The 24,491-nt window shown below is 70.0% G+C and carries 24 protein-coding genes; 6 read left to right on the top strand and 18 right to left on the bottom strand.

Annotation, left to right across the window (positions count from 1 at the left end; genetic code table 11):
• Positions 1–6: 6 nt before the first annotated feature.
• Positions 7–648, bottom strand: a complete 642-nt coding sequence (locus tag ACI2L1_RS38685; RefSeq protein ID WP_404744129.1) for a transglycosylase family protein — start codon at positions 646–648, stop codon at positions 7–9.
• Positions 649–1,153: 505 nt separating this feature from the next.
• Between ACI2L1_RS38685 and ACI2L1_RS38680 the strand changes: the two genes are divergently transcribed.
• Entirely contained in the window at positions 1,154–1,936 is a 783-nt protein-coding gene (locus tag ACI2L1_RS38680; protein WP_404744128.1) for a hypothetical protein, read from the top strand.
• 56 nt (positions 1,937–1,992) lie between these two features.
• Positions 1,993–2,316, top strand: a complete 324-nt coding sequence (locus ACI2L1_RS38675) for a hypothetical protein (RefSeq protein WP_404744127.1) — start codon at positions 1,993–1,995, stop codon at positions 2,314–2,316.
• A 48-nt stretch (positions 2,317–2,364) separates the two neighbouring features.
• Here ACI2L1_RS38675 and der read toward each other — a convergent pair whose 3' ends face one another.
• The 5 genes from der to aroH all read right to left on the bottom strand — a co-directional run bounded on the left by der (position 2,365) and on the right by aroH (position 6,809).
• Complete coding sequence (gene der, locus ACI2L1_RS38670) at positions 2,365–3,846, bottom strand: ribosome biogenesis GTPase Der (protein WP_404744126.1); 1,482 nt, start codon at positions 3,844–3,846, stop codon at positions 2,365–2,367.
• A 79-nt stretch (positions 3,847–3,925) separates the two neighbouring features.
• A complete protein-coding gene (locus tag ACI2L1_RS38665; RefSeq protein ID WP_404744151.1) occupies positions 3,926–4,513 on the bottom strand; it encodes a lysophospholipid acyltransferase family protein in 588 nt (195 codons plus the stop codon).
• A gap of 53 nt (positions 4,514–4,566) precedes the next feature.
• Positions 4,567–5,253, bottom strand: coding sequence for a (d)CMP kinase (gene cmk / locus ACI2L1_RS38660; RefSeq protein ID WP_404744125.1), 687 nt, complete (start codon positions 5,251–5,253; stop codon positions 4,567–4,569).
• Between the two features lie 111 nt (positions 5,254–5,364).
• The gene (locus ACI2L1_RS38655) at positions 5,365–6,450 is read right to left on the bottom strand and encodes a prephenate dehydrogenase (protein ID WP_404744124.1); all 1,086 of its coding nucleotides are present in this window, start codon (positions 6,448–6,450) and stop codon (positions 5,365–5,367) included.
• Positions 6,447–6,809, bottom strand: coding sequence for a chorismate mutase (gene aroH / locus ACI2L1_RS38650; protein ID WP_404744123.1), 363 nt, complete (start codon positions 6,807–6,809; stop codon positions 6,447–6,449). The genes ACI2L1_RS38655 and aroH overlap by 4 nt, the downstream gene beginning before the upstream one ends.
• Before the next feature lie 232 nt (positions 6,810–7,041).
• Here aroH and ACI2L1_RS38645 point away from each other — a divergent pair, with 232 nt between their 5' ends.
• From ACI2L1_RS38645 to ACI2L1_RS38635, 3 genes are read left to right on the top strand one after another with little or no spacing between them, the layout of a single operon-like run.
• The gene (locus ACI2L1_RS38645; RefSeq protein WP_404744122.1) at positions 7,042–7,704 is read left to right on the top strand and encodes a hypothetical protein; all 663 of its coding nucleotides are present in this window, start codon (positions 7,042–7,044) and stop codon (positions 7,702–7,704) included.
• A gap of 22 nt (positions 7,705–7,726) precedes the next feature.
• Positions 7,727–8,308, top strand: a complete 582-nt coding sequence (locus ACI2L1_RS38640) for a DUF6529 family protein (protein ID WP_404744121.1) — start codon at positions 7,727–7,729, stop codon at positions 8,306–8,308.
• Complete coding sequence (locus tag ACI2L1_RS38635) at positions 8,305–8,718, top strand: Rieske (2Fe-2S) protein (RefSeq protein WP_404744120.1); 414 nt, start codon at positions 8,305–8,307, stop codon at positions 8,716–8,718. The genes ACI2L1_RS38640 and ACI2L1_RS38635 overlap by 4 nt, the downstream gene beginning before the upstream one ends.
• Positions 8,719–8,729: 11 nt before the next feature.
• Here ACI2L1_RS38635 and ACI2L1_RS38630 read toward each other — a convergent pair whose 3' ends face one another.
• The 12 genes from ACI2L1_RS38630 to ACI2L1_RS38575 all read right to left on the bottom strand — a co-directional run bounded on the left by ACI2L1_RS38630 (position 8,730) and on the right by ACI2L1_RS38575 (position 22,209).
• A complete protein-coding gene (locus tag ACI2L1_RS38630; protein ID WP_404744119.1) occupies positions 8,730–9,746 on the bottom strand; it encodes an ADP-ribosylglycohydrolase family protein in 1,017 nt (338 codons plus the stop codon).
• Complete coding sequence (locus tag ACI2L1_RS38625) at positions 9,743–10,459, bottom strand: NUDIX hydrolase (RefSeq protein ID WP_404744118.1); 717 nt, start codon at positions 10,457–10,459, stop codon at positions 9,743–9,745. The genes ACI2L1_RS38630 and ACI2L1_RS38625 overlap by 4 nt, the downstream gene beginning before the upstream one ends.
• Before the next feature lie 78 nt (positions 10,460–10,537).
• Positions 10,538–11,071: a TIGR03086 family metal-binding protein gene (locus tag ACI2L1_RS38620; protein WP_404744117.1), complete on the bottom strand. Its 534-nt coding sequence runs from the start codon at positions 11,069–11,071 to the stop codon at positions 10,538–10,540.
• 254 nt (positions 11,072–11,325) lie between these two features.
• Complete coding sequence (locus ACI2L1_RS38615; RefSeq protein ID WP_404744116.1) at positions 11,326–12,447, bottom strand: pseudouridine synthase; 1,122 nt, start codon at positions 12,445–12,447, stop codon at positions 11,326–11,328.
• An 11-nt stretch (positions 12,448–12,458) separates the two neighbouring features.
• Positions 12,459–13,103 carry an SMC-Scp complex subunit ScpB gene (gene scpB, locus ACI2L1_RS38610; protein ID WP_404744115.1) on the bottom strand — a complete coding sequence of 215 codons (645 nt, stop codon included), beginning with the start codon at positions 13,101–13,103 and terminating at the stop codon, positions 12,459–12,461.
• Entirely contained in the window at positions 13,100–14,155 is a 1,056-nt protein-coding gene (locus tag ACI2L1_RS38605; RefSeq protein ID WP_404744114.1) for a segregation and condensation protein A, read from the bottom strand. The genes scpB and ACI2L1_RS38605 overlap by 4 nt, the downstream gene beginning before the upstream one ends.
• Positions 14,156–14,173: 18 nt before the next feature.
• The gene (locus ACI2L1_RS38600) at positions 14,174–14,680 is read right to left on the bottom strand and encodes a hypothetical protein (protein ID WP_404744113.1); all 507 of its coding nucleotides are present in this window, start codon (positions 14,678–14,680) and stop codon (positions 14,174–14,176) included.
• Between the two features lie 41 nt (positions 14,681–14,721).
• Positions 14,722–15,852, bottom strand: coding sequence for a ParA family protein (locus ACI2L1_RS38595; protein WP_404744112.1), 1,131 nt, complete (start codon positions 15,850–15,852; stop codon positions 14,722–14,724).
• A gap of 413 nt (positions 15,853–16,265) precedes the next feature.
• A complete protein-coding gene (ald, locus tag ACI2L1_RS38590) occupies positions 16,266–17,381 on the bottom strand; it encodes an alanine dehydrogenase (RefSeq protein ID WP_404744150.1) in 1,116 nt (371 codons plus the stop codon).
• 144 nt (positions 17,382–17,525) lie between these two features.
• Positions 17,526–19,589: a tetratricopeptide repeat protein gene (locus tag ACI2L1_RS38585; RefSeq protein WP_404744111.1), complete on the bottom strand. Its 2,064-nt coding sequence runs from the start codon at positions 19,587–19,589 to the stop codon at positions 17,526–17,528.
• Between the two features lie 243 nt (positions 19,590–19,832).
• Entirely contained in the window at positions 19,833–20,459 is a 627-nt protein-coding gene (locus ACI2L1_RS38580; RefSeq protein WP_404744110.1) for an NUDIX domain-containing protein, read from the bottom strand.
• Between the two features lie 85 nt (positions 20,460–20,544).
• Positions 20,545–22,209, bottom strand: coding sequence for a CTP synthase (locus ACI2L1_RS38575; protein WP_404744109.1), 1,665 nt, complete (start codon positions 22,207–22,209; stop codon positions 20,545–20,547).
• Between the two features lie 471 nt (positions 22,210–22,680).
• On the opposite strand from ACI2L1_RS38575, the gene ACI2L1_RS38570 reads away from it, so the two are divergent.
• A complete protein-coding gene (locus tag ACI2L1_RS38570; protein WP_404744149.1) occupies positions 22,681–24,483 on the top strand; it encodes a glycoside hydrolase family 15 protein in 1,803 nt (600 codons plus the stop codon).
• Positions 24,484–24,491 lie beyond the last annotated feature (8 nt).

The following is a 24,491-nucleotide window of genomic DNA, read 5'->3' as shown; positions in this document are numbered from 1 at the left end:
GAGCTCTCAGATTTCGAGGCGCTGCCCGGGCACGATCATGTTGGGATCAGCGCCGATGACGGCCTTGTTGGCGGCGTAGACCTGCTGCCAGGTGGTCCCGTGCCGGGCGGCGATCCTGCTCAGCGTGTCGCCGGAGCGGACGGTGTAGTCGCCACGGGACGCGTTGCGGTCGGTGTGGCTCTCCGTGCGGGCCGGCGCCTTCATCGGCTTGGCGGGGGCGGCCTTGGTCTCGGAGGACGTGCCCGCCGAGCCCGAGGAGGCGGTAGGCGCGCTGCCGTAGGCCCCGGCGCGTGCCGAGCAGGTCGGCCAGGCACCCCACCCCTGGGCGCGCTGGACCTTGGTGGCCACGGAGATCTGCTGGGACTTGGTGGCCTGGTCGGCGGTGGACGCATAGGCCGTACCGCCGTACGCGCGCCAGGTGCCGGCGGAGAACTGGAGTCCTCCGTAGTAGCCGTTTCCGGTGTTGATGTGCCAGTTCCCGCCGCTCTCGCACTGGGCGATGCGGTCCCACACTCCGCTGTCCGCCGCCGCGGAGTTGCCGGCAGCGGCCAGCAGCCCGAGCGGGGCGAGCAGGGCGGCCCCGGCGAGGGCCGCGGTGGTTCGGGTCTTACGAGCGTTGTCGCGCGTGGTATCGGCACATTCGGACATGTAGTTCCCTCTCGAAGGACTCGGGGACCCCCAAGACGGAACGCGCTCCCGGCACATGGGCCGGGCGGTCGCGCTCCGCCCCGTCCGCCGGCGGTGGTGCGGTGAGCTGGCTTGGTGCGGCCGGCGGACGTTCCCGAGCGGTGCTCGTTGCACACGGCGGAGGAATGTAGAGAACCCGTGGAGGCGTCAGCAACCAACTCCTCGTCGCTCCAGGCCAGTTAGCCGTTACCGTGGGTATCGTCATTTTTCGGCCACCCACTTCATTCGCTGATTTCCTGATTTGTCGACCAGTCGCCCAGTCGATCTGTGACCCAGTTCACGCAACCAACTTCCTTTGGTTTCCAACGACTTGACACTGAGTGCCCGATTCCGCACCCGAGGTGACCCTGCGCGGTGGATGGTTCGATTCCGTTCGCTCTGGGGCGTGACTCCCGCCACAGATCACCCGTTGTCTTCTTTATGAGCCCGGGACCCACCCGGGCACCGCTTCCCGAGGGAGTCACCCGTGCCGCGCATGCTCGACGTCAGCGACGAGGTTCGCGCCGAGATCGGCGACGAAGAAGCCGACCGGCTGCTCGCCGGACAGAACGCCCCCGGCAGTTACGACTGCACGTCCTGCCGCACCCAGGGCGACTCCGCACAGGAGCGCACCAGCACCGTCCTGTTCGTCGGCGACGAGACCGCCGTCCTGGCCTTCGCCCACGCGTCCTGTCTGCCCTCGCAGGTCGTTCAGGTCACCGAGGAGCAGCTCCAGGGCGCCGTGAAGTCCATCACCGGCGACACCGTCGACCTGGACCCCGACAAGGTCGTACCCGAGCAGGCGGTGCTCGGGGTCACCAGCGGACTCATCCTGATCGCCGGGGAGTTGCACCCGGCGCTGGTCGTGGAGCCGACCGGGCCGATCGTGCGGCCGGGCGCGACGGGGTTCGGTGACGACTTCCTGCCGCTGTTGATCGAGCAGGGGTTCATGCCGCTGACGGCGATCGAGTCGGCGCCGCCGGTGCTGCACGGGTGGTCGGTGCTGCTGGCCGTGGGTCAGCTGCACGCCGTGCTGCAGCCCTCGGCGAACGGCGGGCAGCCGGTGGCCTGGTGGCAGGCGCACCAGCCGCTCCAGGTCACGGAGAGCTGGCGGGCCGCGGCCAACAAGCACCAGCAGGTGCTGATGTTCGCCGCGCCAGCGGGGTCCATCGGGCGACAGCCGCGTGAGGACCTGCTGCGGGGCGCGCTCGACAAGGCGGCGGCGAACGGCAAGTTGGTCGCGGCGGCCATGCCGCTCGCGGGCATCTGAGGGCACCTCTGAACGCACACCCGCATCCCGGCCGTCCCGGTGTCGTTTGAACATACGTGCACGCATACGACGCTCCGCGCCGGTTTCCCGGCGGACCATCGGCCACGCCGATCTACGACGCGCTCTACTCCGAGTACGTCAAGGCCTTCCGTTCGCTGCCGGGTGACCGCAGCGGCGAGGAGGAGCTGGGCTTCACCGCGTTCGGGGACATCCCGCACGCATCGGGCTCTTTCAGCAGCTCGTACAGCGCCTACAGCGCGGGGGCGTTCAGCGCCCGCCAGCAGTCGCAGTGGCAGCGGGTGGGACACATCGGGCAGCAGCACACCGGGATGCACCACGTCCCGGCAGCGCTGCCACCCGGACCGCGCAGAGGGATCTGAGACATGAGGAAGGGCGGCCCGACCGGGCCGCCCTTCCTCATGCGTACGTCACTTCTTCTTGGCGCCGCGCTTCTCGCGCACCCGCACCGAGATATGGATCGGGGTGCCCTCGAAGCCGAACTCCTCGCGCAGCCGACGCTCGATGAAGCGCCGGTAGCCCGCCTCGATGAAGCCGGAGGCGAAGAGCACGAACCGCGGCGGCTTGGTGCCGGCCTGGGTGCCGAAGAGGATGCGCGGCTGCTTGCCGCCCCGGATCGGGTGCGGGTGGGCTGCGACCAGTTCGCCGAGGAAGGCGTTCAGGCGGCCGGTGGGGACTCGGGTCTCCCAGCCGGCGAGGGCGGCCTCGATCGCCGGGACCAGCTTCTCCATGTGGCGCCCGGTGCGCGCCGAGACGTTGACCCGCGGCGCCCACGCCACCTGGCCGAGCTCGGTCTCGATCTCCCGCTCCAGGTAGTAGCGGCGCTCCTCGTCGAGGGTGTCCCACTTGTTGTAGGCGATGACGATGGCGCGGCCCGCGTCCACGGCCATGGTGACGATCCGCTGGTCCTGGACCGAGATGGACTCGGAGCCGTCGATCAGGATGACCGCCACCTCGGCCTTCTCGACGGCGGCGGCGGTGCGCAGCGAGGCGTAGTAGTCGGCGCCCTGCTGGAGGTGGACCCGCTTGCGGATACCGGCCGTGTCGACGAACTTCCAGGTGACACCGCCGAGTTCGATGAGCTCGTCGACCGGGTCACGGGTGGTGCCGGCCTGTTCGTTGACGACGACCCGCTCCTCGCCGGCCACCTTGTTGAGCAGCGAGGACTTGCCGACGTTCGGGCGGCCGATCAGCGCGATCCGGCGGGGGCCGCCGATCCCGGCGCCCCCGAAGGTCTGCTCGGGCGCCTCCGGCAGCGCCTCCAGGACGGCGTCGAGCATGTCGCCGGTGCCCCGGCCGTGCAGCGCGGAGACCGGATGCGGCTCGCCCAGACCCAGGGACCACAGATACGCAGCGTCGGACTCGCCGCTCAGGCCGTCCACCTTGTTGGCCGCCAGCACCACGGGCTTGCCGGCCTTGCGCAGCAGTCGTACGACCGCCTCGTCGGTGTCGGTGGCGCCGACCTTGGCGTCGACGACGAACACCACGGCGTCGGCCGCCTCGATGGCGTACTCGGCCTGCGCGGCCACGGAGGCGTCGATGCCGAGGACGTCCTGCTCCCAGCCGCCGGTGTCGACGACCTTGAAACGCCGGCCCGCCCACTCGGCCTCATAGGTGACGCGGTCGCGGGTGACGCCCGGCTTGTCCTCCACGACGGCCTCGCGCCGCCCGATGATGCGGTTGACGAGGGTCGATTTGCCGACGTTCGGGCGGCCGACGACGGCGAGCACGGGCAGCGGCCCGTGACCGGCCGCCTCGATGGCGCCCTCGACGTCCTCGATGTCGAAGCCCTCTACCGCGGCGAGCTCCATGAACTCCGCGTACTCGGCGTCGCCAAGCGCCCCGTGGTCGTGCTCCTCGCCCGAGCCCTCGGAGTGGATGTGGTCGTTCATGAAGTCCGTACCTCGTTCATCGTGGTAATCGGTGAACCCTCCGACCCTTTCGCCGGATTGATCCACTACTCAGTGTGGCCTAGCGCCCGGTGAGGCGCCTGGCGTTTTCCAGGTGACTGCTCAGCTGCTTCTGGATGCGCTCGGTCGCCTCGTCCAGTGCCTTGCGCGTACGCCGTCCGCTGCCGTCGCCCGCCTCGAAGGGGTCGCCGAAGACGACGTCCACGCGGCTGCGCAGCGGAGGCAGCGCCTTTATCAACCGGCCGGGCCGGTCGGTGCTTCCCAGGACCGCGACCGGGACGATCGGCGCTCCGCTGCGTACGGCGAAGTACGCGAGCCCGGCGCGCAGCGCGGCGAAGTCGCCCTCGCCGCGGGTGCCCTCCGGGAAGATCCCGAGGACACCGCCGTTCTCCAGCACGCCCAGCGCTCGCATGACGGCCGTCCGGTCGGTGGTGTCACGGTCGACCTTGATCTGGCCGAGGCGTGTCATGCACGGGTCGAGAGGACCGACGAACGCCTCCTTCTTGACCAGGAAGTGCGAGGGCCGGGGCGCCACGCCGATGACCATAGGGCCGTCGATGTTGTGGGAGTGGTTGACCGCGAGGATCACCGGGCCGGTCGCGGGGACCTTCCAGGCACCCAGCACCCGCGGCTTCCACAGCCCGTACATCAGGCCGACGCCGATCCGCCGCCCGACCTCGGCACCCCTCTTCGAAGGAACGGTCACTTCCCGGCCCGCTTCTCCTCGACCAGAGTCACGACGCACTCTATGACCTGCGCGAGGGTGAGCTCGGTGGTGTCCACCTCGACCGCGTCGTCCGCCTTGGCGAGCGGCGAGGTCTTCCGGCTGGAGTCGGCCGCGTCCCGCTTGATCAGGGCCTCACGGGTGGCGTTGACGTCGGCGCCCTTGAGCTCCCCGCTGCGGCGGGCGGCGCGGGCCTCCGGAGAGGCGGTGAGGAAGACCTTGAGGTCGGCGTCGGGCAGCACGGTCGTGCCGATGTCCCGCCCCTCGACGACGATGCCCTTCTCGGCGGAGGTCGCGAGAGAGCGCTGGAGCTCGGTGATCCGGGCCCGCACCTCGGGTACCGCGCTCACGGCGCTGACCTTGGAGGTGACCTCCTGCGTCCGGATCGCAGCGGCCACGTCCGTGCCGTCGACGGTGATCGTCGGGTTCTCCGGGTCGGTACCGGAGACGATCTCCGCCTTCCCGGCCACGGCGGCGATCGCGGACGGGTCCTCGATGTCGATCCCGTTGGCCACCATCCACCAGGTGATCGCCCGGTACTGGGCCCCGGTGTCCAGGTAGCTCAGGCCCAGCTGTGCGGCGACAGCCTTGGAGGTGCTCGACTTGCCCGTGCCGGAGGGGCCGTCAATGGCGACAATCACGGGCTCGGCGGCGCCGTTTTCCACGGGGGGACACCTTTCGGGTGCGGTGTGGCGAGTGGTGTGGGGGCGCGACTGTGCCCCGCATAAGGTTACTGGCTCCCCGGACCCCGTCCTACAGACGGATGATCCGGCTGATCACTGCCGGATCGCCCAGCCCCGCTCCCGCAGCGCGGCCGACAGCACCGGCGCGGCCTGCGGCTCCACCATCAGCTGCACCAGACCGGCCTGCTGCCCGGTCGCGTGCTCGATCCGTACGTCCTCGATGTTGACCCCGGCCCGCCCCGCATCCGCGAAGATCCGGGCCAGCTGCCCCGGCTGGTCGTCGATGAGCACGGCCACGACCTCGTACGCCCGCGGAGCGGACCCGTGCTTGCCGGGCACCCGCACCTGCCCGGCGTTCCCCCGCCGCAGCACGTGCTCGATCCCGGAGGCGCCTTCCCCCCGCTTGGACTCGTCGGCGGACTGGAGCGCCCGCAGCGCCCGGACCGTCTCCTCCAGGTCCCCGGCGACATCGGTGAGCAGATCGGCGACCGGCCCGGGGTTGGCGGAGAGGATGTCGATCCACATGGCGGGGTCGGACGCGGCGATCCGGGTCACATCCCGGATCCCCTGCCCGCACAGTCGTACGGCGGCCTCCTCGGCGTGCTCCAGACGCGCGGCGACCATGCTGGACACCAGATGGGGCATGTGGGAGACGAGCGCCACCGCGCGGTCGTGGGCGTCGGCGTCCATGACCACCGGTACGGCACGGCAGTGCGAGACCAGTTCCAGGGCGAGGTTCAGCACCTCGGTGTCGGTGTCCCGGGTGGGCGTCAGCACCCAGGGCCGCCCCTCGAAGAGGTCACCGGTGGCGGCCAGCGGTCCCGACTTCTCCCGCCCGGACATCGGATGCGTACCGATGTACGAGGACAGGTCGAGCCCGAGCCCCTCCAGCTCCCGTCGTGGCCCGCCCTTGACGCTGGCCACGTCGATGTACCCGCGGGCGACGCCCCGCCGCATGGCCTCGGCGAGCACCCCGGCCACGTGCGCGGGCGGCGCGGCGACGATCGCGAGGTCGACGGGCCCCTCGGGCGCCTCGTCCGTGCCGGCGCCGAGCGCGGCCGCCGTACGGGCCTGCTCGGGGTCGTGGTCGGCGAGGTGCACGGTGACACCGCGCCCCGCCAGCGCCAGCGCGGCGGACGTGCCGATGAGGCCGGTCCCGATGACGAGTGCGGTCCTCACTGCGCGATGTCCTTGCGCAGGGCGGCCGCGGCGCCGAGGTAGACGTGGGCGATGTCGGCACGGGACCGGTCGGACTCTATGTGCGCGAGAACTCGGACCACGCGGGGCATCGCGCCCTTGATGTCGAGCTCCTGGGCGCAGATCAGCGGGACGTCCACGATGCCGAGCTTGCGGGCGGCGGCCGCCGGGAAGTCGCTGTGCAGGTCGGGCGTGGCCGTGAACCAGATGCTGATCAGGTCGTCCGCGGTCAGCTCGTTCCGCTCCATGATGGCGGTGAGCAGCGCCCCGACCTGCTCGTCCATGTGGCCGGCCTCGTCCTCTTCGAGTTGGACGGCGCCCCGGACCGCTCGTACCGCCACGACGTTGCTCCTTGCTGATGTACAACCCGGCTCTTTGCACAACCAGCCTAGTCAGCCCGCACGGGGTGGGCGCACCGCGCCCGCCCCGTGAGATGGCCTCTCAGACCGTGCCAATGTCACCCGAATGTCACAGTCCCGCTACTTGGGGTGAAAACACGCCTGTGCGCCTCTGGACTCGGGGCTCCGAGTCCGCTCTCATGGCAGGAAACTCGCCTCGGGGGAGGCCCCTTACATGAAGCGTTCCGGACCTTTGCTCACGCTGCTCGCGGGATTGCTGGTCGGCCTGTTCATGCTCTCGCTCAACGCCACGACGGGTGAGAAGCCGACGTCGGCGTCCGTGAAGCCGTCGCCGAGCACCAAGGCGTCACCGAGCACCGCGCCGACGAAGACGACCCCGCCGCCCAGCCCCTCACCGTCGGCGGCGCCCGTGCCCGAGGGCGTCTACGCGGGCCGTACCGACGACGACTCCTCGGCCGTCGCGATCACGGTGCGCGACGACAAGGCGATCGCGTACGTCTGCGACGGCAAGAACGTCGAGTCCTGGCTGCAGGGCGACGTGAAGGACGACGGCAGCCTGAAGCTCAACGGCAAGGGCGGGGCTAGCCTGGAAGGCATGGTGAAGGGCACCAGGGAGATCCGCGGCACGGCCAACGTCGGCAGCGGAAGCTACGCCTTCACCGTCGACAAGGCGAAGAAGCCGTCCGGTCTGTACCGGGCGAACAGCACGGTGGCCGGCGCGAAGATCGAAGGCGGCTGGATCCTCCTGCCGGAAGGCGAGCAGGTCGGCATTCTCAAGCGCGACGGCAAGCCGTCCCCGGCACCCGAGATCGACCCGGAGACCGGTGCGGTGACGGTCGACGGACAGCAGCTCACGGCCCGTCCGGTAACCCCCTGACCTCCGCCCGAGGGAGCCGATCATGACCGTCGACCCGAACGCCGCCACGCAGAGCTGGCCCTCGCCCGAACCCGAGCACCGCCCCAGCCCGGCCCGCTATATGGTCCCGGCCCTGGTCGCCGCCGCGGTGGCGGTCGCCCTGGGCGCGTACGGCAAGGTCCACGACCCGACGGGGACGGCCTTCAACCTCGCGGGCTTCAGTAGCACGGGCGCGGTGAAGTCATGGCTCGCGACGGTCGCGTTCTTCTTCGCGCTCGTGCAGCTCGTCTCGGCCCTGATGGTGTACGGCAAGCTGCCGGGCCCGGCGTGGTCGTCCACCCTGCACCGCTGGTCCGGCCGTGTGGCGTTTCTCGTCGCGGTGCCGGTCGCGGTGCACTGTCTGTACGCGCTGGGCTACCAGTCGTACGAATCACGCGTTCTGTGGCACTCGCTCTTCGGGTGCTTCTTCTTCGGTGTCTTCAGTGCCAAGATGCTGCTGCTCCGCTCGGAGCGACTCCCCGGATGGCTGCTCCCGATCGTCGGCGGGCTCGTCTTCACGGCGCTCACAATTCTCTGGCTGACCTCGGCCCTCTGGTTCTTCCGCACCTTCGGAGTGACGACATGACGCAGAGCCCGACGCGCCGCACGGTCCTTCTCGCGACGGGCGCGGCCACACTGACCGTCGGCTGCGGCGAGTACGGCAACGAGAACAGCGATTCCGGGTCCAGTTCGGTGGAGGCGTCCGCCGGCACCGAACTGGCGAAGACGAGCGAGATCCCGGTGGGCGGCGGAAAGATCTTCAAGGACGAGAAGGTCGTCGTCACCCAGCCGAAGGAGGGCGAGTTCAAGGCCTTCTCGGACATCTGCACCCACCAGGGCTGCCAGGTGACCAGCGTGTCCGACGGCACCATCAACTGCCCCTGCCACGGCAGCAAGTACAACATCGCGGACGGCTCGGTGGCGAACCCACCGGCCAACAAGCCGCTGTCCGAGAAGCAGATCAAGGTCAGCGGGGACTCGATCCAGCTCGCCTGAGCGTCCCAGAGCTAGGCGTCCCAGAGCGCCCCGAGCGTCACCAGCTCACTGCCGTACTCGATCCGGTCGGCCCATTCCACGGGCCAGGCGTCCGCCCCGAGATGGGCGCCCGCGAAGGCGCCCGTCAGACAGGCGATCGAGTCGGAGTCCCCGGAGCTGCAAGCGGCCCGCCGCAAGGCCGTCAGCGGCTCGTCCGGGAACTGGAGGAAGCACAACAGCCCCGTGGCCAGGGCCTCTTCGGCCACCCATCCCGCGCCGGTGGCCCGGCACGGGTCGTCCTCGGGCGAGGCCGTGCGCACGGCGTCGTCCAGCAGGTCCAGGACCGTCAGGCAGTCGTCCCAGCCGCGCGCGATGAACTGCCCGGGCGTCGGGTCCTGGCTGCGGGTCCACAGGTCGCCGAGCCAACGCTCGTGGTACTGACCCCGGTTCACCAGGGCGTACGACCGCAGCAGCCCGACCAGTTCCCCCGGCTCGGCCCCCTGCAGGAGCAGTCGTACGGCACGCGCGGTGAGGTCGGACGCGGCCAGTGCCGTCGGGTGCCCATGGGTGAGCGCGGACTGCAACTGGGCGGCACCCGCACGCTGCCCGTCACTGAGCCCGGGGATGAGGCCGACGGGCGCGACGCGCATGTTGGCGCCGCAGCCCTTGGAGCCGATCTGGCTCGCTTCCTGCCAGGGCAGATCCGTGCGCTCCAGCAGGTCGCACGCCCTGAGGCAGGTGTTGCCGGGGGCGCGGTTGTTCTCCGGGGAGCGGTTCCACGCGATGAACTCCCGCCGGACCGGCTCCGCCATCTCGGGCCCGAGCACCCCCCGGTCCATGGCCGACCTCAGCCCCCTCCCCAACGCCAGGGTCATCTGCGTGTCGTCGGTGACGAACGCGGGCGTCGGCAGATCCATCTCCCGCCACGGCCCGCACATGGCGAGGATCGATCGCACGTCGTGGAACTCGGCCGGGAAGCCGAGCGCGTCTCCGAGGGCGAGGCCGACGAGCGTTCCGGTGGCGGCGCGCTTGGTGAGGATGGTGGTCATGCGGGGCGTCCTTCCGGGGACGGTCGGAGGAGAGGGGGATGCAGGGATGTGGCGGGTCCCGCGCGGTAGAGCGCGGCCGGTTTTCCGCGCCCGCCGGTCAGTCGCGCGACGCCGGGGACGGCCTCGACGAAGCCGGGTGTGGCGAGCACCTTGCGGCGGAAGTTGGGCCGGTCGAGGGCGGTGCCCCACACGGTCTCGTACACCTGCTGGAGCTCGCCGAGGGTGAACTCGGGCGGGCAGAAGGCGGTCGCGAGGCAGGTGTACTCCAGCTTGGCGCCGACGCGTTCATGGGCGTCGGCCAGGATCCGGTCGTGGTCGAAGGCGAGAGTTCCCGCCTTCTCGTACGGCACCCAGCGGGCCTCGGCCGCGTCGCTGCCGCCGTGCGGCTCGGGCGGATCGGGCAGCAGCGCGGCGAAGGCGACGGAGACGACCCGCATCCGGGGGTCGCGGTCCGGCTCGCTGTAGGTCCGCAGCTGTTCCAGATGCAGTCCGGAGACATCCGCCAGCCCGGTCTCCTCGGCGAGTTCACGCCGGGCCGCGGTCTCCGCGGACTCGTCCGGATGCACGAACCCGCCGGGCAGCGCCCAGTGCCCGGCGTAGGGCTCCTGCCCCCGCTCGACGAGCAGCACGTGCAACGCGCCCTCGGCGACGGTGAGGACGGCGAGGTCGACGGTGACCGCGAAGGGTTCGAAGGCGTACTTGTCGTAGTCCACTCGCGCCCGCCCCCTTTATGGTCAGCATGACTAATAGTCACTACGACTATAAAGGGGGCGAGGGAGTTCGACAAGCCCCTAGAGCCGCCGCCCCAGGAAGGCCAGCAGCCGTGTCTCGGCACGCGCGCGGGGCGATACGGCGACGGGACGGGCGAACCGTCCGCCCCGGTCCTCCTCCCCCACCACGCACTGCGCGACGGACAGCAGTTCGGCCGCGAGGCCGTCCGGAATGGGCCTCGGCCGCTCACAGGCCCGGGCCACGTCCCACCCGTGCACGGTGATCTCGACAGCACCGACGGCGGCCATCACCCGCACGTCCAAAGGCCGTTCGCCCACCAGCACCTCCTCCGGCGGCCCGGCCGCCCAGGCGCCGAGCACGGCACACGCGCGTGTGCGGAAGCCGCAGACCCGGTCGGCGTGCGGGAAGAGCCCGATGCGCCCGCCGGTCAACCCCTCATACAGGGCGTCCAAGGAGTCGTCCAGATGCCCGAGCAGCTCCCCCAGGTTCCACTGCGCACACGGCGTGCCCCTGCCGAGGCCCACGGCCCGGGCCCCCGCCACGCTGCCCAGCGTGTAGGACAGCGAACGCTCCAGCAGCTCCCCCGCACTCATGACAGCACCTCCGCCAGGCCGCCGGAACGGCTCCTCGGCGGCTCCACAGAGCTCTCTCGGGCCCCGGGGAGCCCGGCCGTCCACGAAGGCCGCATACGGCCCTCCAGCGTGGCCGGACCAGCCTCGTCCCGCATCCCTGTCCTCGCGTCCATCCCCACTCCCTCCGTCACGGATACAGACCGCCGGGAGGGCGAAAACACATCGGCCGGTCCCGGAGTTCTCCGGAACCGGCCGCACACGCGCGTGGACGGGGCCTACAGATCGACTTCCTTCATCAGCATCCCGACCTCGGTGTTGGACAGCCGCCGCAGCCAGCCCGACTTCTGGTCGCCCAGGGTGATGGGACCGAAGGCGACCCGCACCAGCTTGTCGACCGGGAAGCCGGCCTCGGCGAGCATGCGGCGCACGATGTGCTTGCGCCCCTCGTGGAGGGTCACCTCGACCAGGTAGTTCTTGCCGGTCTGCTCGACCACCCGGAAGTGGTCCGCGCGCGCGTACCCGTCCTCCAGCTGGATGCCGTCCTTGAGCTGCTTGCCCAGGTCCCGCGGGATCGGGCCCACGATGTGCGCGAGGTAGACCTTCTTCACGCCGTACTTGGGGTGGGTCAACCGGTGGGCCAGCTCACCGTGGTTGGTGAGCAGGATGACGCCCTCGGTCTCGGTGTCGAGCCGACCCACGTGGAAGAGCCGCGTCTCGCGGTTGGTGACGTAGTCGCCGAGGCACTGCCGGCCCTCGTTGTCCTCCATGGTGGAGACGACACCGGCCGGCTTGTTCAGCGAGAAGAACTGGTACGTCTGCGTCGCCACGGTCAGGCCGTCAACCCTGACCTCGTCCTTCTCCGGGTCGACCCGCTTGCCCTGCTCCAGGACGATCTCGCCGTTGACCTCGACCCGCGCCTGCTCGATGAGCTCCTCGCAGGACCGCCGCGAGCCGTAACCCGCGCGCGCGAGGATCTTCTGCAGCCGCTCGCCCTCCTGCTCGGCGCCCGGGAAGGTCTTCGGCGGCTTCACGTCCTTCTTGCCGGCGTACCGCTCCCGGTTGCGCTCCTCGGCCCGGGCGTCGTACTCACGCGAACTCGCCGGAGCCCAACGGCCGCGCCCGGTACCCTGACCCTGCTTGGGCCCGCCCTTCGCGCCACCGCGCGCCGAGGCGCCGCGCCCCGACTTCGGACCCTCCGGGGAGGCACCGGGGCCCACGTCGTAGCGGCGCTCCTCGGGGCGGGGCTTCTGCGGCCGGCCGCCCTGTTTGTCGTCGCGGTCGTTGCCGGCACCACGGTAGTTACCGCGGCCCCCGCTGCTCCCGCCGCGGCCGCCGCTGTTGCCACCACGGCTCCCGCCGTTGTTTCCGCTGCTGTTCCTGCCGCTGCTGCTTCGCATCAAATTTCCGTCTAGTCGTCGTCTGTGTCCTCGGAATCCGGAGCGTCCGGATCGAACGACGGTACGGCTTCCTGGGTCTCGGCCTCGATCGCCTCCGCCTCCGGGAGGAAGGGCGCGAGCTCCGGGAGCTCGTCCAGACCGCGCAGGCCCATCCGCTCCAGGAAGTAGTTCGTCGTCACGTACAGGATCGCACCTGTTTCGGGTTCCGTGCCCGCCTCCGCCACCAGACCCCGCTGGAGAAGGGTGCGCATCACACCGTCACAGTTCACTCCGCGCACCGCGGAGACCCTGCTGCGGCTGACCGGCTGGCGGTACGCGACCACCGCCAGCGTCTCCAGCGCGGCCTGGGTGAGCCGGGCCTGCTGCCCGTCCAGGACGAAGCGCTCCACGGCCGGGGCGTACGCGGCCCGGCTGTAGAAACGCCAGCCGTTCGCGACGTGCCGCAGTTCGAAGCCGCGCCCCTGTGCGGCGTACTCGCCCGCCAGCTCCCGCAGCGCCTTGGTGATCTGCCGCTTCGGCCGCTCAAGGATCTTCGAGAGGTGTTCCACGGTCGCGGGCTCGTCCACGACCATGAGGACGGCCTCCAGGGCCGGCTTCAGATCGAGGTCGGCGACGCTGAGCAGCCCCGCCGGCACGTCGGTGGTCTCCTCGCTCATGCCTTCTCCTCCTTGGGCGGCTCGGGCGGTCGGTCGAACTCGTCGGTCACCACCGGCTCGGACTCCCCCTCACCGCCGGTCCACCGCACGATCAGCTCGCCGAGGGCGGTCTCCTGGTCCAGCGCGACGGCCTTCTCCCGGTACAGCTCCAGCAGCGCGAGAAACCTCGCCACGACGGTCAGGGTGCCGTCGGCATCCTCCACCAGCAGGCGGAAACTGGCCTCACCGAGTTCCTTGAGCCGCGCGACCACGATCCCGGCCTGCTCCTGGACGCTCACCAGCGGCGCGTGAATGTGGTCGACGTACACCTGCGGCTTGGGCTTGGGCTGCATCGCCTTCACGGCGAGCTTCGCGAACCCCTCGGCCCCGATGCTGATGACGACCTCGGGCAGCAGCTCGGCGTGATGCGGCTCAAGCCCGACGGTACGGGGATAGCGCCGGGCCTCCTCGTCGAGGCGCCGGTTGAAGATGTCGGCGATCTGCTTGTAGGCGCGGTACTGGAGCAACCGCGCGAAGAGCAGGTCCCGCGCTTCGAGGAGGGCGAGATCGGCCTCGTCCTCGACTTCGGCGGCGGGCAGCAGCCGCGCGGCCTTGAGGTCGAGAAGGGTGGCGGCGACTACGAGGAACTCGGTCGTCTCGTCGAGATCCCAGTCCGGCCCCATGGCCCGGATGTACGCCATGAACTCGTCGGTGACCTTGGAGAGCGCGACCTCGGTCACATCCAGCTTGTGCTTGGAGATCAGCTGGAGGAGGAGATCGAAGGGCCCCTCGAAGTTGGCGAGCCGCACCTTGAAGACACCGTCGGAGGTGTCTTCCCGGGGTTCGGCAGCGGGCGGCTCTTCTTGGTCACCGCCGCCGTTGTGGGCAGGCGTTCCGCTGGGGGTCCCCCCAGGCCCTTCAGGCTCTGGGGGAGGAACGGGTGGGCACAACGGCGGCCCACCGGCCTCAGGCCCGGACTCGACCTCAGGTACAGACGGACCTCCCGGCCCCCGCCCCAGCACACGCCGCCGCCCGCCGGAACCGGCACCGGAAGAAACGTCGTTCGAGGTCATAACCCCCGCAGGCTACCGCTACCGCCCACGCAGCCGGCGGACGAGAATGCTCGCGTCCCCGCGGGACTCCAGATCCGCCAGCACCACGGCGACGGCCTCGCGCACGATCCGCCCGCGATCCACCGCCAGCCCGTGCTCGCCCCGGAGCACAAGACGGGCGTGCTCCAGATCCATGAGCTCCTCGGCCGACACGTACACGGTGATCTTCTCGTCGTGCCGTTCCCGCCCACTAGGCCGCCGCGAGGCGGCGCGACCGCGCTTGCCACGGGGCTGCGCGGCATCGGAGGCAGAACCTTCCTGCGCCCCTTGACCGCGCGCGGAGCGCTCCGCGGCCCGGCTGCGGGACTCACCGGCGTCGGCGTCGGCCGCCACATGCTCGGCCCCGTCGCCGTCCCCGCCCTGCGCGGGCACGGACTGCGGCGCGTCCTCCGACGCCGCCGCGGCCCCGTCGGACTCCCCCGCGGGAGCCGGTACCCGGGCCTCGCCGTTGGCCCCCCGCCGGGGGGTGGACGACTGAAGCGCCATCCCCCCTGTCGTACGGAACAGTTCGTCGGCCCCCGGCAGACTCACTCGGCGTGACACCGGGCGAGCACCTCCCTGGCGAGCTGGCGATAGGCGGCGGCACCGACGGAGTTGGAGGCGTAGGTGGTGATCGGCTCACCGGCGACCGTGGTCTCCGGGAAGCGGACCGTGCGCCCGATGACCGTGTGGTAGACGTGGTCGTCGAACGCCTCGACGACACGCGCGAGCACCTCACGGCTGTGCACGGTGCGCGAGTCGTACATCGTGGCCAGGATCCCGTCGAGCTCCAGGTCCGGGTTGAGCCGCTCCTGGACCTTCTCGATGGTCTCCGTCAGCAGTGCGACACCTCGCAGGGCGAAGAACTCGCACTCCAGAGGCACTATCACCTTGTGCGCGGCCGTCAGGGCGTTGACCGTGAGCAGGCCGAGCGAGGGCTGACAGTCGATCACGATGTAGTCGTAGTCGGCCATGAGCGGCTTGAGGGCACGCTGCAATGTCGACTCTCGGGCGACCTCGGAGACCAGCTGGACCTCGGCCGCCGACAAGTCGATATTGCTCGGCAGCAGGTCCATGTTGGGGACCGCGGTCTTCAGGAGGACGTCGTCGGCCGCCATGCCCCGCTCCATGAGCAGGTTGTAGACCGTGAGGTCGAGCTCCATCGGGTTGACACCGAGACCCACCGACAGCGCGCCCTGCGGGTCGAAGTCCACGAGCAGCACGCGCCGGCCGTACTCCGCGAGCGCGGCACCCAGGTTGATGGTCGACGTCGTCTTGCCCACGCCGCCCTTCTGGTTGCACATCGCGATGATCTTCGCGGGGCCGTGGTCGGTCAGCGGGCCCGGGATCGGGAAGTACGGCAGCGGGCGTCCGGTCGGGCCCACGCGCTCACGGCGCTGGCGGGCCGCGTCGGGCGCGAGCGTGGCCGCGTACTCCGGATCCGGTTCGTACTCGGCGTCGGGGTCGTAGAAGTGCCCCTCGGGCAGTTCGTCGTAGTCGGCGAAGTGGTTGTGGGGCGCGCCACTTCCGTCGCCGGCCATGGCGTTCACGTGATGGCCATCCATGCTCTGGTGTGCTGTCCGCAGGGTCTGCGGACGACTCTGGTGGGCTGCGAAGGTGCGCACCGCGACGGAGCCGACAGCCTCGAACCCCGCGTGGCCCTGGGCCTCGGCAGGCATTCCTGGTTGACCACCCCCGGGAGAAAATGTCGACTCATTCACAAGTCGTCTTACCTCCTTGGTGACCAGGAAACTTCTAGACAAGGTCAGCGTGGCACCATGCCGACGGTTGGCGACTCTATGGCGTGTCGGGTGTTCACAGCAACACAATCCGCCGGACCAAGCAGGATGTGTCGGCAATGAAACATCCCGCTGTCAAGGGCGTACGGCCGTCGCACGGCAGGTTTCGCCGGTGTACGAATCGGTTCAAGGGTTACGTTCGACGCGAGTTGACCGAGAGTCGCAAAGTGACCATACACACATGCGGCCGGACCTTGCGGGGCAAGGTCCGGCCGCATGTGCGTCGTTGACGCGCCTTGTTGACGTATCGCCTTTACGAAAAGGTGACTTAGTCGTTCGGCGAGGTCAGAGGCTCAGCCGAGCAGGGTGTCGAGCTCCACGTGCTCCAGGCCGTGCGCCTCCGCGACCTCCCGGTAAACGACCTTGCCGTCATGAGTGTTGAGGCCCTTGGCCAGCGCGGGATCGCGGCGCAGCGCCTCCACCCAGCCACGGTCGGCGAGTTCGACGATGTACGGCAGCGTGGCGTTGGTGAGCGCGTAGGTCGAGGTGTTGGGCACCGCGCCGGGCATGTTGGCGACGCAGTAGAAGACCGAGTCGTGGACCCGGAAGGTCGGCTCGGCGTGGGTGGTCGGTCGGGAGTCCTCGAAGCAGCCGCCCTGGTCGATGGCGATGTCGACAAGGACACTTCCGGGCTTCATCCGCGCGACGAGCTCGTTGGTGACCAGTTTCGGGGCCTTGGCACCCGGGATGAGGACGGCGCCGATGACGAGGTCGGCGTCCAGGACGGCCTTCTCCAGTTCGAAGGCGTTGGACATGATCGCCCGGACCTTGGTGCCGAAGACCTTGTCGGCCTCGCGGAGCTTGTTGATGTCGCGGTCGAGCAGGGTGACGTGGAAGCCCATGCCGACGGCGATCTGGGTGGCGTTCCAGCCGGAGACACCGCCGCCGATGACGACGGCGCGCGCGGGCTGGGTGCCGGGGACACCACCGGGCAGGACACCGCGACCGCCGACCGAGCGCATCAGGTGGTAGGCGCCGACCTGCGGGGCGAGCCGGCCGGCGACCTCGGACATCGGGGCGAGCAGCGGGAGCGCGCGGGAGGGCAGTTCGACGGTCTCGTACGCGATCGCGGTGGTGCCGGACTCGATGAGCGCGTCGGTGCACTCCTTGGAGGCGGCCAGGTGCAGGTAGGTGAAGAGCGTCTGGTCCTTGCGCAGGCGGTGGTACTCCTCGGCGACGGGCTCCTTGACCTTCAGCAGCAGGTCGGCGGTGGCCCACACCTCGTCGGCGGTGTCCAGGATCAGGGCGCCCTCGGCGACGTACTCCTCGTCCGGGATCGAGGAGCCGATCCCGGCGCCCCGCTCGATGACGACCTGGTGGCCGTGGCGCACCAGCTCGTGCACACCGGCGGGGGTGATGGCCACCCGGAACTCGTTGTTCTTGACCTCGCGGGGGATGCCGACCTTCACGTGGATCACGGTCCTTGGCTCAGAGGATGTGGGGCAATACAACACATACCCGGCCATGCTTGAGCACACCAGGATGCACCGCAGGAGAAGGTGCGGCAGAGCCAGTCTAATGAAGGTGTTCCCGCTGTCTAGCCTTTCATTGCATCAATCTTCAGCGGATGTACTGCGGATTTCGCAGGCGTCAGCACCTTGTTTCGCGTCGTCGGCCTGCTCCGCCCCGGATTCCTCCTGGGAAAGCTCCTCCCCCAGCAGCCGCTCGGCGGCGGCCCGGTGCAGCTGGGCGGCCGCGGGATCGCCCAGGCGGTCCAGCGTGTCGGCGAGCCGCAACTGGAGCGCCGCCTCCAGCCGGACGTCCTCGGCTCGCCGCGCCCACTCCACCGCCTCCTGGCAGGTGCGCAGCGACTCCTCGGGGTGTCCGGCGTACTCCTGGACCCGGGCGAGCTCGCTCAATGCCCGTGCGTGCGCGGTGACATCACCGTTCTTGCGGTGTCCGGCGAGCGCGGCCCGCCAGTTCCTGACCGCCTCGCCGTAGCGGCCCGCGTAGGTGTGCGCGGCGGCGATACGGCCGTACAGCCGGGCGGCCTCCGCCCGCTCGTCCCGGGCCAGCCGCTGGGCCAGGGCGCGTCCGAACCAGTCGGCGGCCCGGTCGTAGTCCCCGAGTTCCAGATGCGCGCCGCCTACGGATTCCATCGCGCGGCCGGTCGCATACGGGTCGTTCGCCTCCCTTCCGGCGTCCAGAGCCGCCCGATAGCGCGCCAGCGCCTCCCGGGTGCGACCGGTCTGGGCGTCCAGGTCGGCGAGGTTCAGGAGCGCGGCGGCCTTCTCGCGAGGCAGCTCGCGCCGCTCGGCCACGTCCAGGACGAGGCCGTGGATGCCGTAGAGGTCGGGGGCGGCCGCCCTGGTCCCGAAGTGGGCCACCATCGTGCGCACGAGCTGCGACATCAGGCGCCGGGCCAAGGTGTCCAGCTCCCCGTCGGCGACCGCGAGGCGGGCCGAGGCGAGCAGTGCCGGCCGGCGGATGCGCAGCCAGTCCTCGGCGGCCCTGGGGCTCGGGAAGCGCAGGGAGCGTGGCATGCCCTGGAGTTTTTCGCGGGCGTCGGGGTTGTCGGTCTCGGTGATCGCGCGGGAGGACTGGAGCAGCCGTACGGTCCGTTCCAGCATGCGGGCGCGGGCCAGCCGGAGCTCGGCCGGGCGGTCCTGGGTGTCGGCGAGGGCCTTGAGCAGGGGGTGCAGACAGCCGGGGACCTCGTACTGCGGCATCGGCGAGTCCACCGCGTGCAGCAGGCCGAGCGCGACGAAGTCGTCGAGGGTGGAGCGGGCGCCGCCCACCGAGCAGCCGGCGAGCGCGGACGCGGTGTGCGGGTCGAGGAGGCCGGCCGGGGCGAGGGCGAGCAGTCGCAGTATCCGGGCGGCGGGGGGCGGCAGGGAGGTGTAGACCAGCTTGAAGACCCGGCTGAGCGGGCTTCCCTCGTCACCCTCCGCATGCAGCTGCTTGGCCAGATCGGCGACGGCGGCCTTCGGCCGGGCGGCGAGCCAGCCCCCGGCCAGCATCAGCGCGGCGGGATGACCCTGGCACCCCTCGACGAGTCCCTCGGCCGCGCGCGGGTCGACGGTGATGCGGACCGCCCCGGTGTGGCGGGTCAGCAGCTCCAGCGCGGACTTGGTGTCGAGGCCGCCCAGGGTGCACGGACGGACGTCCGCGATCCCGGTCAACGGACCCCCCGATACGGCCACGACCAGGCACTCCGGGGCATCCGGAAGCAGGGCGTCCACCTGCTCCGCGGCCACCGCGTCGTCGAGCAGAAGCAGTGCGCGACGGTCGGCGAGAGCCTCGCGCAGCACCGCGGTGAGGTCGTCCTCGTCGACCCCGGCGGGTGCCGACACGTCGAGCGCGGTGAGCAGTTCGCGGGCGGTGTTCCCGACCGGGACGGGGGTGCCGTCGGGTTCGCTGAGCCGGGCGCGCAGCACCCCGTCGTCGTAACGGTCGGCGACCGTGCGGACGAGTTCCTCGGCGAGCGCGGTTCGGCCGGCCCCGGGACGGCCCGCGATGAGCAGCACGCGCGCGCGAGGTGCCTTCCTGCCGGAGATCGTGTCGAGACCCGCCCGCTCGATGTCGGCGAGCAGCTCCTTCAACTCCCGTGTCCGCCCCAGGAACTGGCCCTCACTCGACAGCTGCAAGCCGCCTGCGTCCACCGCCTGATCCGTCACGGGCCACACTCCCGTCCCACCGCACGCGCAAAGCCCGCCGGTGACCCCGGTTCGGGCTTTTCAGAGCCTAGTTCACGCTGTGCAACGTTCCTGGTGGAGCACGACGGTGACGGGCACAGAGTCCCCTGATCGGATCAACAGATCGTAGGACCTAGCCAGGGGCGCGGGGAACTGCGCGACCAACCACGACGAACCGGCACCCCGCAGCGAACCGCGAGACCAACGGCGCACCCCGAAAAACCGTCACACCTGGAACGGCCGCGCAGGCCACTCCGCCTCAGCCGACCGCAACCCGTCCAACCCGCCGGAGGCACGCGCGGCGACGAGCGAAAGCACGCCCACCACCAGGCAGTTGTTGTGCAACTCCCCGGCAAGAACCCCGCGCACCAGCTCATCCACCGACACGCGCGCGTACTCCAGATCGATCTCCTCGTCCTCGACCGCGAACCGCTCCTCCTCGGCCTCGGACAGCCCCCGGGCCAGGAAGATCCGGATCGCCTCGTCGCACCCCCCGGGCGAGGTGTAGACATCCGTCAGCACCCGCCAGTCCTCCGCCTTGACGTGCGCCTCCTCGTACAGCTCCCGCTGCGCCGCGTGCAGCGGATTCTCACCGGGCACGTCCAGCAGCCCCGCAGGGATCTCCCACAGCTTCTGCCGTACGGGATGCCGGTACTGCCGGATGAGCAGCACCCGGTCCTCGTCGTCGAGGGCGAGGACGCCCACCGAGCCGGGGTGGACCTGGTAGTCACGGCGGACCACCGACCCGTCGGGCATGACCACCTCGTCCCTGCGGACGGAGGTCTTGTTGCCCACGAAAGGGGTCTCCGTCGCCCGGATCTCCCACTCCTCCGGGGTGTCCTCGATCGTCATGCCCTGTCCTTCCCCACGTGCGCAAAAGAAGCCGGGGCACCCGCCATTTGAATGCGTGCGCCCCGGCCACCGTACAACTGTCGTGCTACTTGGAACTCTGCCGCTCGACCGCGGCCTTCACCAGGCCGGCGAACAGCGGGTGCGGCCTGGTCGGACGCGAGCGCAGCTCGGGGTGGGCCTGCGTGGCGACCAGATAGGGGTGGACGTCGCGTGGGTACTCGACGTACTCGACGAGCTTGCCGTCCGGCGAGGTGCCGGAAAACAGGATGCCCGCCTTCTTTTCGAGCTCGGCACGGTAGGTGTTGTTGACCTCGTAGCGGTGCCGGTGCCGCTCCTCGACGTACTCCTTGCCGTCGTACACCTCACGCACGATGGAGCCCTCGGCGAGCTTGGCCGGGTACATGCCGAGCCGCATGGTGCCGCCCATGTCACCCTCACCGGCGACGATGTCGAGCTGCTCGGCCATGGTGGAGATGACCGGGTGTCCGGTGGCCGAGTCGAACTCGGTGGAGTTGGCGTCCGGGATGTCGGCCAGGTTCCGCGCGGCCTCGATCACGATGCACTGCAGGCCCAGGCAGAGACCGAGCAGCGGGATCCTGTTCTCGCGGGCGTACTGGATCGCGCCGACCTTGCCGAGCACACCGCGGTCGCCGAAGCCGCCCGGGATGCAGATGCCGTCCACGTCACCGAGCTGCGCCGCGGCTCCGGCCGGGGTCTTGCAGTCGTCGGAGGTGACCCACTTGATCTTCACGCGGGCCTTGTTGGCGAATCCGCCCGCGCGCAGTGCCTCGGTGACCGAGAGATAGGCGTCGGGCAGGTCGATGTACTTGCCGACCAGGGCGAGGGTGATCTCGTGGTCGGGGTTGTGGACGCGGTCGAGCAGGTCGTCCCAGGTCGTCCAGTCCACGTCCCGGAACGGCAGGTCCAGCTTGCGGACGACATAGGCGTCCAGGCCCTCGCCGTGCACGGTCTTCGGGATGTCGTAGATCGACTTGGCGTCGGGGCAGGCGACCACGGCGGACTCGTCGACGTCGCACATCAGCGAGATCTTGCGCTTGATCGCGGTCGGGACCTCGCGGTCGCAGCGCAGCACGATCGCGTCCGGCTGAATACCGATGTTCCTGAGCGCCGCAACCGAGTGCTGGGTCGGCTTCGTCTTCAGCTCTCCCGACGGGCCGATGTACGGCAGGAGGGAAATGTGGACCACGAAGACGTTGTCACGGCCGACCTCGTGCCGGACCTGGCGGACCGTCTCCAGGAAGGGCAGCGACTCGATGTCGCCGACCGTGCCGCCGACCTCGGTGATCACGACGTCGACCTCGTCGGTCGCCATGCGGCGGATGCGGTGCTTGATCTCGTTGGTGATGTGCGGGATGACCTGCACGGTGTCGCCCAGGTACTCGCCGCGCCGCTCCTTGGCGATCACCGTGTTGTAGACCTGGCCGGTGGTGACGTTGGCGGAACCGTCGAGGTCACGGTCGAGGAAGCGTTCGTAGTGGCCGATGTCCAGGTCGGTCTCGGCGCCGTCGTTGGTGACGAACACCTCACCGTGCTGGAAGGGGTTCATCGTGCCCGGGTCGACGTTGAGGTACGGGTCGAGCTTCTGCATCACGACGCGCAGGCCCCGCGCCTTGAGCAGCATGCCAAGGCTGGAGGCCGTCAGCCCCTTGCCGAGCGAGGAGGCGACACCCCCAGTGACGAAGATGTGCTTGGTCGTCGTGGCTGTGCTGTTTCGAAAAGCAGCGGTCATGGCCAAGAGGGGGCTCCCGTGGTCGCGATCTGGAGGTGCGGTTCGGGGGTCAGGCGCCCACCGGTCCACGGGCTACCAGGGTATCAGCGCCTCGGGGAGATGGCTTCCGGCCACGCTCCGCACACACGCCGACACGGACGCACACGAGCACCCCCACTTCTCACCCGTTGCTCACCCGTTCGGCTCAGCCGCGTTGTCCGGAGCGGCACACAGATCATCTACGTGCGTCGTATCCTGCTCGGACACTCGCTGCCGAGCCCGGCCGGAAACTCGGGACCACCCCCACCCGTAAGCCCCGGAACAACGAGAGCTCGTCAGTTCGTTGAGCAACAGTTGTCGCTTTGCCTCACAGCGGCAGGCCTGTTTTGCTTCACCGCTCAACGACGCATTACAACGACCCCCTTGACCGCACCAAGCGACAGCCCCCTTTTTCCTTGAGGGGGTGACGTGGCCGTTCGACTGGAGTTGCACGTGGCCGGGCGCATCGAAGACTACGCACTCATCGGAGACATGCAGACCGCTGCCCTGGTCTGCCGGGACGGCACAGTGGACTGGCTGTGCCTGCCCCGCTTCGACTCGCATGCCATCTTCGCCGGCCTGCTGGGCACCGAGGAGCACGGCTTCTGGCGGCTCGGCCCCGCGCACGCGGCCGACGCCGAGCCCCCCACGGCGGCCCGGCGCACCTACCGTGGCGACTCCCTGATCCTCGAATCGGAGTGGGACACCTCACGCGGCACGGTCCGGGTGACCGATTTCATGCCCCCTCGTGACGGCGCTCCCCAGCTGATCCGGATCGTGGAAGGCGTCTCGGGCCGCGTCCCGATGCGCTCCGCCCTGCGTATGCGTTTCTCCTACGGCCGTGTCGTCCCGTGGGTCCACAAGCACGAGGGCCGCACGGTCGCCGTGGCGGGCCCGGACTCGGTGTGGTTCGACACCGACTGCGAGACCTACGGAAAGTCCCTGACGACGTACTCCGACTTCACGGTTGCCCCGGGTGACCGGATCGCGTTCACCATCTCCTGGGAGCCCTCGCACAAGCAGCCGCCCCCGCTGCCGGAGCCGGAGCAGTCGCTGGAGGCGACCGAGGACTTCTGGCGCGAGTGGGTCGAGCACTGCACCTACCACGGCCCGTACCGCGAGGCGGTCATCCGCTCCCTGATCACCCTCAAGGCGCTGACGTACGCCCCCACCGGCGGCATCGTCGCGGCCCCCACGACCTCCCTGCCCGAGGACATCGGCGGCGTCCGCAACTGGGACTACCGCTACACCTGGCTGCGCGACGCGGCCATCACCCTCTCCTCGCTGCTGCGCACCGGCTACCGCGAGGAGGCCCGCGCCTGGCGCGAGTGGCTTCTGCGGGCCGTCGCCGGCGACCCCGAGAACCTGCAGATCATGTACGGCATCGCCGGCGAGCGGGAGTTGGGCGAGGCGGAGCTGGACTGGCTGCCGGGCTACGAGAGCTCCGCCCCGGTCCGGGTCGGCAACGGCGCCGCGCACCAGCTCCAGCTGGACGTCTACGGCGAGGTCACCGAGGCCCTGCACCTGGCCCACATGACGGGCCTGTCCCGCAACGACTACGCCTCGCTGCTCCAGCTCAAGCTGATCCGCTACCTGGAGCAGCACTGGGACGAGCCGGACGAGGGCATCTGGGAGGTGCGCGGGCCGCGCCGGCACTTCGTGCACTCCAAGGTGATGGCCTGGGTGGCGGTCGACCGCACCATCAAGCTGATCGAGTCCGGCGACGCGGACGGCCCGCTGGAGAAGTGGCGCGAACTGCGCGACGACATCCACCGGGACGTGTGCGAGAAGGGCTACGACAAGGAGCGCAACACCTTCACCCAGTCGTACGGCTCGAAGGAGCTGGACGCGAGCCTGCTGCTCATCCCGCAGATGGGCTTCCTGCCACCGGACGACAAGCGCGTGATCGGCACCATCGAGGCGATCCAGCGCGAGCTGTCCACGTCGGACGGCTTCATCCTGCGCTACCCGACCACCAGCGGCGACGAGAACGTCGACGGCCTCCCCGGCGACGAGGGCGCCTTCCTGGCCTGCTCGTTCTGGATGGCGGACGACCTCGCGATGATCGGCCGGGTGGACGAGGCCCGCAAACTCTTCGAGAAGCTGCTGGCTCTGCGCAACGACCTCGGTCTGCTCGCCGAGGAGTGGGACCCGCGCCTCAAGCGCCAGGTCGGCAACTTCCCGCAGGCCTTCAGCCATGTCCCGCTCATCGACACGGCCCTGCGTCTGACGGCGTCGGGGGCGTACGGCGGCTGAACAGGACT

It is taken from the genome of Streptomyces sp. NPDC019531 (assembly GCF_044903305.1).
Lineage (GTDB): Bacteria > Actinomycetota > Actinomycetes > Streptomycetales > Streptomycetaceae > Streptomyces.
The sequence above is the reverse complement of the archived record's forward strand: the minus strand, read 5'-3'. Positions and strand labels throughout refer to the sequence as shown.